We start from the raw sequence: 11406 nt of genomic DNA on the forward strand, positions 1-11406 counted from the left end.
CTCAACCGCTCTGGCTCAGCCTAGCGCTGGGGATCACCACTGCTCCCGTTTTGTTGGGCTTGGTCTTGGCAGATCGGGCCGGGAAATGGCTGGGATCCCTGAGCTGGGAAGATCCGGGTTGGTGGCTGGGGGAGCGGCTGCCCAACTTAGACAGCGCCCCGCTACAGGCCCATGAGCAACAACGCAAAAACTCTGCCCCAGTCGAGAACCCCTAGCTTCTCCGTCACTTTCGTATGATCGGGTAAGCGAACCAGCAGCAGGAGTTAACAGCCTTTGCGCAGACCGGCCAGACTATCTCAGGAGTTCACCTCCACATTCTCGGGGGTGCTGTTTTGGACGAGCGCATTTCTCTTCACAACGGTGTTGAGCGCTTGCTTGGGCTACCTATTTGGCCAGCGAGCCCTATCCGGGGTTTCTTCTCCTGTCACCGGCTCCGGTCAGGCTTCTCGCTCCCGCGAAGTTCGGGATCCCCGCACTGTGCCCTTGCTGAACGAGGCTGAGGTAATTGCAGCAGCCGAAGCCAGCCTTCGTCCGTCCCCAACTCCCACCCCCCTCTTTACCCCAGCACCCACGCCGGTCGCAACTCCCACCCCTACCCTCACTCCCAGAGTGTCTCCTGAATTGGCGGCAGCCCCATCGCCAACTCCTCGCCCCGCCACCCCATCTCCTCCACCTCCCCGTCCGCGTCAGCAGGACGGAGTTCCTGCCCCGCCAGCGCCCACACCACCTCCGCCCCCCCTACCAATTGCCGCCAGTGGACAGGTCTCTATGCAGGTGCTTTCGGTTCGTCGCGAGGGAAGCCAAGTGGTTCTGAATGTAGCTATGCAAAACAACTCGGCAGAGACGGTGCGCTTTCTCTATAGCTTCCTGAACATTACTGACGACAATGGACGGTCAATCAACGCGGTCACCCAGGGTTTGCCGGGGGAGCTGCCCCCCAATAGCCAAGTCTTCCAGGGAACCATCCGCATCCCAGCCTCGAGCCTAGCCGGATCCCGATCCCTGTCCCTGAGTTTGGCTGATTACCCCAGCCGCCGCCACCGAGTAGGGGCCAGCGGGATCCCGGTGCCGCCGTAGTGGCTTCAGGTCGGGGATCCAAAGGTCTGTAGGATACGCGGAAACAGGAGGTGGAGTTGAGAACCGGTGCCTAGCCCAACCTTTGAACAGCCTGAGGAAATCCGAGCGCTTTTTGACCGCATTGCTCCCCACTATGACTCCCTCAACCAAACCTTGAGCCTGGGCCTCCATCAGGTTTGGAAGCGTATGGCCGTGCGTTGGTCGGGCGCCAGCTCAGGAGGATATGTGCTGGATCTGTGCTGTGGAACCGGTGATCTGGCTCTGCAGTTGGCCCGCCGAGTAGGACGAAGGGGACATGTGGTGGGCCTAGATTTCTCTCCCGCCATGCTGGCGATTGCCCGGCGTCGCTCCCGGCTCTTCCCTGGCTACTCCCTGGAGTGGGTTTTGGGAGATGCCTTGGCCTTACCTTTTCCCGACAGTAGCTTCGATGCCATTACCATGGGCTACGGCTTGCGCAATGTAACCGATATTCCCCAAGCCTTGCGAGAGATTGGGCGAGTACTGAAGCCAGGGTGTCGTGCCGCCATTTTGGATTTTCACCGCCCCACAGGGATCCCTCTTTTCGAGCAATTTCAGCGCTGGTACTTGAACACCCAGGTGGTTGCCCAGGCCAAAACTTTGGGACTGGGATCCGAGTATGCCTACATCGATCCTAGCCTAGATCGCTTCCCCTCTGGAGAAGAGCAACGACAAATGGCCCTGCAAGCAGGGTTTGCCAGCGCCAAGTTCTACCCCCTAGCGTGGGGCATGATGGGGGTACTGGTGATTGCGAAAAAGAATCCCTCGGCCTAGCCGTGGGGAGAGTGCCAAGTATGTTAGAAGTGAACGAAAATGAGATCTCGATAGGATGTCGGTTTGCCTATCGGCTGTTGTCGCTATAGTGGTTGAACACCATGCTGGATCCCCTTTTGGAAGAGAAAATCCGTGAACAAATCCGTACCCACAAGGTGCTCATCTACATGAAGGGCACCCCGGAAATGCCCCAATGTGGGTTTTCCTATGCCGCCGTTCGTGTGCTGGATAGTTTGGGCTTCCCCTACACGGCGATTAACGTCCTCGAGGATCCCGAGATCCGCCAGGGGATCAAAGAGTTTTCCAACTGGCCTACTATCCCGCAGATCTATATCGATGGAGAGTTTGTGGGCGGTTGCGACATCATCCAAGAGATGCACGCCTGCAACGAGCTGCGTCCTCTGGTCGAGGCAGCCTTTGCCAAGGCCACGGCTCAACCTTAAGGGATCCCATCTCATCCAGAAGGGTTGCCATGCTTACCCCCGAATACCTTCGGCAGCACCTGACTGAGAAGCTGCAGGCTCTTCATGTGCAGGTAGAGGATGAGTCCCACCTTCACATCGGCCACGGGGGCGGGACAGGAGGGCACTACCGAGTTCAAGTGGTGTCGCCTCTGTTTGTTGGCAAAACGACTCTACAGCGACATCGCCTGGTGTATGCTGCCCTAGCCGAACAGATGGGGTGGAGCATTCATGCGTTGGCCCTGCAAACTTACAGCCCTGGAGAGGTTTCTGCGCAAGGGATCCCTGAGCAGATCGGCTAGCATAGAGGGCAAAATCGCGGCCCCATCAGGGCAGAGGAGGGAGCATGGCAACTCTTTTGGCCACCTGGCTGATGTCAGCCTTGAGTGTAATGATCCTGGCTTGGCTTTTGCCCGGAATCCACGTCTCTGGATTCGGGGGTGCTTTGGTGGCGGCTCTGGCCATTGGTCTGGTCAATGGTTTGGTCAGGCCGATTCTCCGGTTGATCACCCTGCCGATTACAATTCTTACCCTGGGCTTGTTTTGGCTAATTTTGAACGGCATCTGCTTGGTCATTGCCGATAAGCTGGCCGGGAACGCTTTCAATATCGATAACTTCGGTTGGGCGTTCGTCGGCGCGATTGTACTTTCCATCGTCAGTGGCTTGGTTCAGCAGGTTTTCGAGCAAGGTGTGCAGAACTGACTCTGTCTGGAGCTGCCAAGGGCCAGGGTTGATATTGCTGTTCTCGAAAGAATTGCGGCAACACTTTATTCAGTTATTCAGTGAGCAATCTCTTCAGTAACTTTTAAGGCTCAGCTCAGATCCTTGGTTAGATAGTCATCCAGAGAGGCTTCCTGAAGAGTAGGCTGGGAGAACGTCAATACGCTACCCGGTGGCAGCCGTCCTTTGAAGTCATCGGCAACTGCACTCTCTTGGCCCTACCTGCTCAATCGCTGCTCAAGAATCACAAGCTTCTCCATAGGAAACCTGCACAAAACCTGTAAACTACTAACCCAAAGAAGGTACTACGGGTAAGCATACCGAAAAGTTTTTACAGCAGCTTTATTCAAGGCCACTTGTAGGATTGCCTAATCAATAAAAACGAATGGGAAAAAGGCGAGGATGAAATCAATTACGCTGGGATTTAGGAGCTGGTCGGTATGAAGGCATTGCTGCTCTATCCGCGTTTTCCTCAATCGTTCTGGTCTTACAATCGCACCATCGAGATGGTGGGACTAAAAGCGCTAATGCCACCTCTGGGCTTGATCACCGTTGCTGCTCTGCTACCCCAACACTGGGAGATTCGCTTTGTGGATCGCAATGTCGCTGCTGAAACAGAAGCCGATTGGCACTGGTGCGATCTGGTGATCTTGTCGGCCATGCTGGTGCAAAAACAAGATTTCCACGCCCTGATTCGCAAGGCTGTACAACTGGGCAAAAAAGTAGCTGTGGGCGGGCCCTATCCAACTTCTGTGCCGCAAGACGCCCTGGAATCCGGGGCTCACTATTTGGTTTTGGACGAAGGGGAAGTGACCATACCGGCTTTCGTCAAGGCCCTAGAAGCAGGTCAAGAGTCGGGCATTTTTCGGGCCGCCGAAAAGCCGGACGTAACCCAAAGTCCTTTGCCGAGGTTTGATCTGCTGCGTATGGATCAATACTTCATGATGTCAGTCCAATTTTCGCGAGGTTGCCCCTTCAATTGCGAGTTTTGCGACATCATCTCTCTTTACGGACGCAAGCCGAGAACCAAAGAGCCAAGTCAAATGCTAGCCGAGCTGCAAGCTCTCTATGACTTGGGTTGGCGGGGTTCGGTATTTGTGGTAGACGACAACTTTATCGGCAACCAGCGCAACGTCAAGCGATTTTTACGAGAGCTGATCCCCTGGAGCCAGAAGCGCAACTATCCATTTACCTTTATGACAGAGGCTTCAGTCAACCTGGCGGAAGACGAAGAGCTGATGAGGTTGATGGTAGAAGCGGGGTTCTATGCTGTCTTTTTGGGCATTGAGACCCCAGACCAAGACAGCTTACAGATGACTCAAAAGCTACAAAATACCCGTCACCCTTTGGTGGAAGCCTGTCGCAAGATCAACGAGGCCGGACTGCTGATCTACGCTGGGTTTATTCTAGGCTTTGATGGAGAGCGGCCAGGAGCAGGGGATCGCATCCAGGCTTTTGTCGAGCAAACCGGTATTCCTCAGCCGATGTTAGGCATTTTACAGGCTTTGCCAAACACGCAACTCTGGAATCGCTTGAAGAAGGAGGAACGTTTGCTGGAAGGGATCGGCGTTACTGAGTTCGGCGATCAAAATACGCTGATGAATTTCATTCCCACCCGTTCTCTATCGGAGATTGCCCGAGAGTATCTGGAAAGTTTTTGGAAACTGTATGATCCTGCACGATATTTGTCTCGCTGCCTGCAACAGTGCCTGAATATCGGCATCAAAGATGGCCGACGGCAAATGATGAAGCTGCCCCTCCGCAAAGGGATCCATCTGCTTCTACAACTCATCTGGCGGCAAGGGATCCTTCATCCCGAAATCCGCGCCCAATTTTGGCGGCAGCTATGGACGATTTGGCGACAGAAACCGAGCCTGCTGAACCTATATTTGGGCCTCTGCGCTGCAGGAGAACACTTTTGGGAATATCGGGAATTGGCCCGCGCCCGGCTTACCCAGCAACTGGGATACGATCCTTTGCTGGCCAGCTCATCTTGACAGTATTTCTGGGGGAATGGTCTATCGATAGAGGATGCCCGGATGGGGCCTATGCGGCGACGACAGTTGGGGGCGATGGTGCTGGGATCCCTGTGGGCTGTTTGGGGAGGCTCTCGGCAGGCCCAAACGTCCGGGCGCGGAGATTGGCTGGCCGTGGAGCTGTTCAGCCGCTGGAGTGCGGATCCCTTGGCCGAGTTGGAGCTGGTTGGCCCTTTTGTTTTGAATCAGCAGCCTTTTCCAACAGGTGCCTGGAAGTTACAGGTGCGCCGCCAAGAGCTCCTGCTGACCGGGCCGGGACAGCCTCGTCGCTACCAGGGATCCCTTTGGCTACAGGGGGGAGCTCTGCGCTCCCTCGCAGGGGAGGAGCGTCGCTATCGGGGCTGGGTACAGATTCGTCCCAAGGGTTTAGGTCGCCTGCATCTGGTGAATTGGGTCAAGTTGGAAGACTATCTGCTGGCTTTGGTGCCCAGCGAAATGCCCGCCGACTGGCCAGCTGCCGCCTTGCAGGCGCAAGCCATCTTGGCCCGTACCTTGGCCGTTCCCCATCTGTGCCCCGGCCCCAGAAGAGAATGGCCCTCTGCCCCGATAAGGCTATTGCAGGATTCCACCGCCCACCAGTTTTATGGTGGCCTGGCCTATGAAACGGCGGCGACCACTGCTGCGGTGCAGGCAACCCGAGGGCAGATCCTAACCCATGCCGGCCAGCCGATAGAGGTTCTGTTTCACTCCACCTGTGGGGGCCACACCAGCGCCAATCAGGATATTTTTGCCCCACCCGCCCGCCCCTACCTACAAGGGGTGATCTGTGACGGGTGTCGCGCCTCTCCTTTCTATGGCCCTCACAGCGTCCGACTCAGCCGACGGGAGTTGGAGCAAGCCTTGGGCAACGGCGATCTGGAGATTGTGCAGTCGGATCCCTGGGGTCGCCCTGTGCGCATTCGCGTTGGATCCCAACTGTTGACCGGCCAAGAGTTTGTGCTGCGCCTTGGCCAAACCCTGGGTTGGGGGATCCTCCCCAGCAACCGCTTCACGTGGGAACGTCTCCAGCCAAAGGCCGGCCAGCAGGAAGTGTACCTTTTTACCTATCGCGGAGCCGGGCATGGGGTGGGACTGTGTCAGTGGGGATCCCGCGGCTTGGCCGAGCAGGGCTACACAGCGCCGCAAATCCTCAATCACTACTTCCCCGGCACCCAGGTGATAACGTTGAGCTGAAGGCTGTTGGCCCCGACTCCAACTCTCATTTACTCCCGTGTCCCTTGCACACCCCCATCGTCGCCATCCTGCCTACTGCTACTGCAGTGAGCTGGAACACGCCCAGATTCCCAAGCGCCAGCAGCAGGATCCCTTGCCGTTTGCAGAAGCAATGGGTTGCATTGCCAATCAGGAAGCCGCCGTGGCCGCTGCTTGCGGCCCTTGAAGCAGTTGTGTCGTCAGCAAAACTGTTACATGGCTAACCCCTAAGCCACCCTGAGCAGGCGACCTTGGGCTGTGGCAGAAAAGCTGACTTCAGGCGCGAGCTTTGGGCGTGATCCTCACAATGGTGGAACGGGATCCCACCTGGGCTGACCCATTCGCTTGCGGCTCTTTGGCCATCCCGCCGCCGGTGGAAGTTGTTTGTGCTTTACGCCGCTTCTGCGGCACAGCATCTCCAGCCGGCTGGGCTGTAGGGCTGCTGGAGGCAGCTTTGGCTTGGGCTTTACCTGCAGAAGCGGTCGAGCGGCTTTTCCCCTTGACCTCTGCAGAAGAGCCTTCCTTTTCAGCCAGCACCTGCAGGGCCATTTCCAGGGTAACCGCTTCGGCAGGGATCCCTTTGGGCAAAGAGGCATTGACCTTGCCATGTTTGACATACAGCCCGTAGGGGCCGTCGTGCAGATTGACCGGCTCACCATCCTCAGGATGGGATCCCAGCTCCCGCAGCGGCTTGGCCGAGGCGCGCCCACGGCTTTTCTTGGGCTGGGCCAGCAGCTCCAGCGCCCGCTCCAGGCTGATGGTCAGCACATCCTCCTCGGCGGGCAGAGAGCGGAAATCGCCATCGCAGACTACGTAGGGGCCGAAGCGGCCAATACCGGCCTGCACCTTTTTCCCCGATTCCGGGTGTTCCCCCAAGGTGCGGGGCAAGCTCAGCAACCCCAAGGCGATCTCTGGCGTAACCTGATCCGGTTTCAGCCCTTTGGGCAGAGAGGTGCGCTTGGGTTTTTTGTTGTCCTCAGAAACTTCCCCCAACTGCACATAGGGGCCGTAGGGGCCCTGCGGGATCACATAGATTGGCTCCTGGGTTTCCGGGTGAAAGGCAATGGGCTTGGGGCCTTCTTGCTTCCGCTGGATTAGCTCCGCAATGTGTTCTGGGCTCAGATCGGCGGGGGGAATATCCTCCGGCAAGTTGGCGCGCACCTCTCCGGACTCGGTTTCGACCGCCACATAGGGGCCATAGGGGCCAATGCCGATCTTGACGGGCAGGTTCTCCAGATGGATGGAGCGGGCCAGGCTGGAGTCAATTTCCAACTCGCGGGCCTTTACCTGTCCCTCAAGACCCTGCTCGCCCAAGAAGAAATGGCGCAAATAGGGCAACCACTCCGCCTGTCCAGAAGCGATGTCGTCCAGCGTTTGCTCCATCTCGGCGGTGAAGCGGGTATTCACCAGGTTGGGAAAGTATTTTTCCAGCAGCTCGGTGACTGCAAAAGCTGTGTAGGTGGGCACGAGGGCATTCCCCATCGGCCTGACGTAGCCACGGCTCATGATCGTATTCAAGATGGTGGCGTAGGTGCTGGGGCGACCAATGCCCTCACTTTCCAACACCTTGACCAAGGAGGCTTCCGTATATCGGGCTGGAGGCTGGGTTTCGTGGGCAACGGGTTCCAGCTTCTGGCAGCGGAGGGGATCCCCCTGCCGCAACAGAGGCAGATGCACCTCCCGATCTTCCAAAGCCGCCTCTGGGTCGTCGGATCCCTCCACATAGGCGCGGAAAAAGCCGGGAAAATCGATGCGCTTGCCGCTGGCCCGGAACACCGCATCGTCTACGGCGATGAGTACGATGGTGTGGGTCTGCCGCGCCTCAGCCATTTGGCTGGCGACGGTGCGCTTCCAGATCAGGTCGTAGAGGGCCAGCTCCTGGCCGGAGAGGGGGGTTTGGCTGGGCAGGCGAAACTCTGATCCAGCAGGACGAATGGCCTCGTGGGCTTCTTGCGCCCCTTTGGTTTTGGTGGTGTACTGACGGGGCTCGGGGCTGAGATATTCTCTGCCGTACATCGACTCCACGCAGGCGCGGGCAGCGCGGATGGCCTGCTCCGACAGGTGGACCGAATCGGTGCGCATGTAGGTGATGTAGCCCTCTTCGTAGAGCTTTTGGGCAATGCGCATCGTCTGCTGGGCCGACAGGTGCAGCTTGCGGTTGGCCTCCTGCTGCAGGGTGGAGGTGGTAAAGGGAGGGGCAGGTTTGCGGGTGGAGGGGCGTTCTTCCACAGAGCTGACAATCCAGGCTTTGCCCAGAAGACGTTCCCGCAGGGCTTCGGCCTGGGCTTGATCCAGCAGCACTACATCCCGCCCGGCGACAAGCCGCCCAGTGCTGGGGTCGAAGTCTTGCCCGCTGGCCAATCGCTTGCCGGCTAGGCTCACCAGCTCTGCCGAAAAGACAGCCTGCCGCTCCTGGGAGGCAGTGCTCGGCTGCAGCTCTGCCTTCAGAGCCCAGTAGGAGGCTTTTCTGAAGGCGCGCCGCTCCCGCTCTCGATCCACCAAAAGCTTGACCGCCACCGACTGCACCCGCCCTGCCGAGAGTTTGGGGGCAATTTTTTTCCACAGCAGCGGCGACAGGGTATAGCCCACCAGGCGATCCAAGATGCGGCGGGTCTCCTGGGCACGCACCAGTTGTTCATCCACCTCACGGCAGTTTTGCAGCGCCTCCTGAATGGCCTCGCGGGTGATCTCGTGGAACACCATGCGGCGGGTGGGCACTTTGGGTTGCAGCACCTGTTGCAAGTGCCAGCTAATGCTTTCCCCTTCGCGATCCTCGTCGGTGGCCAGGATCAGCTCGTCGGCTTTCTTGAGGGCCTCTTTCAGCTCCTTGACCACCTTTCTTTTGTCTTTGGGGATGACGTAGAGGGGCTCAAAGTCGGCGTGGACATTGACCCCCAGGCGGCTCCACTCTTCTCCTTTCAATTCTTCTGGAATTTCAGATGCCGAATCGGGGAGATCCCGCACATGTCCCATCGAGGCCTGAACCTCATACCCCGCAGGCAAGAACCCACGGATGGTACGGGCTTTGGTGGGAGATTCGACAATGACCAGCTTAGGCATAATTGAGGTTGGCAGCAATCGGCTTAGGTTGTCGCATTTCCCGCCCCAAGGATTGGGCGGGCCAGCATACACTGCAAGAGGTGCTTAAGATAGACAGCCTACTTTTCTGGAGCGTAGCAAGTCTACCTGCGCTTGACCAGCCGTCAGCGGCGATTGATCTGAGCGGTCTGCCCCCATCTGGCTGCTTTGCAGGACGATGAAACTACACCATTTTTCCATTCGCACCGCCGATATCTTCCGCTCCATCGCCTTTTACGAGGGGTTGGGCTTTGCGGTGGAAGAACGTTTTACTGCCGGGATCACGCTGGCCTGCTGGATGCGCGGCCCCTGGGGGCGTTTGGAGCTGATGCAAGTGCCGCAGCCCCATCCTGCCCCGGATCCCTTTGGGGATCCCCACTATGTGGGCTACTATCACCCCGCTTTTGAGGTGGGCCCCGAATGGGGATCCCTGGCCAACTACCTAGAACATTTGCGAGCGCAAGTGCCCCTTACCCTGCTGCTGCCGCCCCAGCTCCAGCAAATTGGGGGCCAGGTCTATGAAGTGGCGTTCATCGCCGATCCCGATGGCCTGCCGATCGAGCTCATTCGTCCCCAGGGATCCTCAGGAGAGAGTCTGCCCCAACGCCCAGAGGACATTAATAAATAGTTGGATAACTAGTTGATGGGTTAGAGGATCTAATTTGGGTGGGAGCGGTCGTTCCCCCTTGTCCAGATCCTGGAGAGCCAACCCTAAAGCTAAGCTAGTAGAGCTTCTGGGGAACTTGAGAGAAGGGTTTGTTGGCCGCTTGTCAGTTCAGCCTCACCTGATATGAAAGCTCAGCTTCCGGTGACGATTTTGACAGGTTTTTTGGGCAGTGGCAAAACCACGCTGCTCAAGCGCATCTTGGAAGAGGAGCGTGGGTTGCGCATTGGGGTTATCCTCAACGAGTTTGGCGAGATTTCCATCGATGGCGAGTTGGTCAACATGCCCGAGGGGGGGCTGATGCAGCTCAGCAATGGTTGCCTTTGTTGCACGGTGCGAGAAGATTTTGAACAGGCAGCCCGAGAGCTGCTGCAGCGTGCCCAGGCGTTGGATTACCTGGTGGTGGAAACCAGTGGGGTAGCGGATCCCAGGCAGGTGACGGAGCTATTTGTGCAGAGGACTTTTCATGAGGAGTTGCGCCTGGATGGCGTGGTGACGTTGGTGGATGGGGCCGAATACTGGCAGAATTTCCGGCGCTCGCAAACTGCTGCCCACCAGATCAGCAGTGCCGACATTGTGTTGCTCAACAAGGTGGACTTAATCGGCGAAGCCGAACGAGAGCGGATCCTTCTGGATCTGCGCCGCTACAACCCCGATGCCCCTTGCCTGCTCACCACCCATGCCCAGGTGCCCTTGGCCCGCATCTTGGATGTGCATGCCTTTCGTCCGGAATTGTGGGATCCCAGGCTCCTCGATTCGGGGACTGAGGCCCACCCCAGCCATCACCTGGAGGAGGACGGGATCCAATCGGTGAGCTTTCAACTGCAGCAGCCGCTGGATTTGGGGGCCTTTCGCGATTGGCTACAAGACTTGTCCGAGACCGTTTTTCGCGCCAAGGGGGTGCTGTCGGTTCTGGATGAGCCGCAGCGGGTTATCTTCCATCAAGTGGGCCAGCGGCAAACCCTTTTTCTGGAACGGGACTGGGATCCCGATGAGCCCCGCCTGTCCAAAATTGTGTTGATCGGCAAGGGGCTGGAGCGGGAGCAGCTAGCTGCCGGCCTCAGCCGGGTGTGTGGGGCAACCGCCGCTGGCTAGAGATCCTCTTCACCACTGCCTATTTCTTTCAATTTCTAGATTGGGTGACCTGGGATGGCTCGCAGCAAACTTTCAGAGCAAGAACAACAGCAAATTGTTAGCGCCTACCGCGGCTCAGCAGCGACCGCCGTCGAATTGGCGGAGCAATTTCAGGTGAGCATCACCACCATCACCCGCGTGTTGAAGGAAAATATCGCCGCCGATGAGTACCAGCGGTTGATCCATCTCAAACGCTCGGCTGCCCGCCGCAAAGACATGGGGGAAAAAGTTGCTGTTGGCAGGATCCCAGCC

Annotated in this window: 12 protein-coding genes and 1 pseudogene; 12 read left to right on the forward strand and 1 reads right to left on the reverse strand. The window is 57.8% G+C overall.

Features of this window, described 5'->3' with window-relative positions; genetic code table 11:
• The 9 genes from NW849_RS12330 to NW849_RS12370 form a co-directional block, all read left to right on the forward strand.
• Window positions 1-215: hypothetical protein (locus tag NW849_RS12330; protein ID WP_414357921.1), on the forward strand; the 215-nt coding region annotated here is incomplete at its 5' end.
• Window positions 216-360: 145 nt separating this feature from the next.
• The gene (locus tag NW849_RS12335) at window positions 361-1077 is read left to right on the forward strand and encodes a hypothetical protein (protein WP_414357922.1); all 717 of its coding nucleotides are present in this window, start codon (window positions 361-363) and stop codon (window positions 1075-1077) included.
• A gap of 66 nt (window positions 1078-1143) precedes the next feature.
• A complete protein-coding gene (gene ubiE, locus NW849_RS12340; RefSeq protein ID WP_414357924.1) occupies window positions 1144-1869 on the forward strand; it encodes a bifunctional demethylmenaquinone methyltransferase/2-methoxy-6-polyprenyl-1,4-benzoquinol methylase UbiE in 726 nt (241 codons plus the stop codon).
• Window positions 1870-1973: 104 nt separating this feature from the next.
• Complete coding sequence (grxD, locus tag NW849_RS12345; protein WP_414357932.1) at window positions 1974-2312, forward strand: Grx4 family monothiol glutaredoxin; 339 nt, start codon at window positions 1974-1976, stop codon at window positions 2310-2312.
• 29 nt (window positions 2313-2341) lie between these two features.
• Window positions 2342-2632, forward strand: coding sequence for a BolA family protein (locus tag NW849_RS12350; protein WP_414357925.1), 291 nt, complete (start codon window positions 2342-2344; stop codon window positions 2630-2632).
• 44 nt (window positions 2633-2676) lie between these two features.
• Window positions 2677-3033, forward strand: a complete 357-nt coding sequence (locus NW849_RS12355) for a phage holin family protein (RefSeq protein ID WP_414350501.1) — start codon at window positions 2677-2679, stop codon at window positions 3031-3033.
• 458 nt (window positions 3034-3491) lie between these two features.
• The gene (locus NW849_RS12360; protein ID WP_414357926.1) at window positions 3492-5048 is read left to right on the forward strand and encodes a B12-binding domain-containing radical SAM protein; all 1557 of its coding nucleotides are present in this window, start codon (window positions 3492-3494) and stop codon (window positions 5046-5048) included.
• 51 nt (window positions 5049-5099) lie between these two features.
• Window positions 5100-6260: a SpoIID/LytB domain-containing protein gene (locus NW849_RS12365; protein ID WP_414357927.1), complete on the forward strand. Its 1161-nt coding sequence runs from the start codon at window positions 5100-5102 to the stop codon at window positions 6258-6260.
• A 37-nt stretch (window positions 6261-6297) separates the two neighbouring features.
• Complete coding sequence (locus NW849_RS12370; RefSeq protein WP_011433927.1) at window positions 6298-6465, forward strand: hypothetical protein; 168 nt, start codon at window positions 6298-6300, stop codon at window positions 6463-6465.
• An 89-nt stretch (window positions 6466-6554) separates the two neighbouring features.
• Here the strand turns inward: NW849_RS12370 and topA are convergent, their stop codons facing one another.
• A complete protein-coding gene (topA, locus tag NW849_RS12375; protein ID WP_414357928.1) occupies window positions 6555-9338 on the reverse strand; it encodes a type I DNA topoisomerase in 2784 nt (927 codons plus the stop codon).
• 196 nt (window positions 9339-9534) lie between these two features.
• Between topA and NW849_RS12380 the strand changes: the two genes are divergently transcribed.
• From NW849_RS12380 to NW849_RS12390, 3 genes and pseudogenes are all read left to right on the forward strand, one after another.
• On the forward strand, window positions 9535-9984 hold the full coding sequence (locus tag NW849_RS12380) for a VOC family protein (protein WP_414342591.1): 450 nt from the start codon (window positions 9535-9537) through the stop codon (window positions 9982-9984).
• Between the two features lie 162 nt (window positions 9985-10146).
• The gene (locus tag NW849_RS12385; protein WP_414357930.1) at window positions 10147-11115 is read left to right on the forward strand and encodes a CobW family GTP-binding protein; all 969 of its coding nucleotides are present in this window, start codon (window positions 10147-10149) and stop codon (window positions 11113-11115) included.
• Window positions 11116-11169: 54 nt separating this feature from the next.
• Window positions 11170-11406, forward strand: a pseudogene (locus NW849_RS12390) (hypothetical protein); the annotation flags it as partial.

The organism is Synechococcus sp. R55.3, assembly GCF_047461975.1.
Lineage (GTDB): Bacteria > Cyanobacteriota > Cyanobacteriia > Thermostichales > Thermostichaceae > Thermostichus.

Coding starts and splice junctions, on each gene's coding strand:
- NW849_RS12350 (WP_414357925.1), top strand. CDS start 2,342: ATGCTTACCCCCGAATACCTTCGGCAGCACCTGACTGAGAAGCTGCAG.
- NW849_RS12355 (WP_414350501.1), top strand. CDS start 2,677: ATGGCAACTCTTTTGGCCACCTGGCTGATGTCAGCCTTGAGTGTAATG.
- NW849_RS12360 (WP_414357926.1), top strand. CDS start 3,492: ATGAAGGCATTGCTGCTCTATCCGCGTTTTCCTCAATCGTTCTGGTCT.
- NW849_RS12365 (WP_414357927.1), top strand. CDS start 5,100: ATGCGGCGACGACAGTTGGGGGCGATGGTGCTGGGATCCCTGTGGGCT.
- topA (WP_414357928.1), bottom strand. CDS start 9,338: ATGCCTAAGCTGGTCATTGTCGAATCTCCCACCAAAGCCCGTACCATC.
- NW849_RS12380 (WP_414342591.1), top strand. CDS start 9,535: ATGAAACTACACCATTTTTCCATTCGCACCGCCGATATCTTCCGCTCC.
- NW849_RS12385 (WP_414357930.1), top strand. CDS start 10,147: ATGAAAGCTCAGCTTCCGGTGACGATTTTGACAGGTTTTTTGGGCAGT.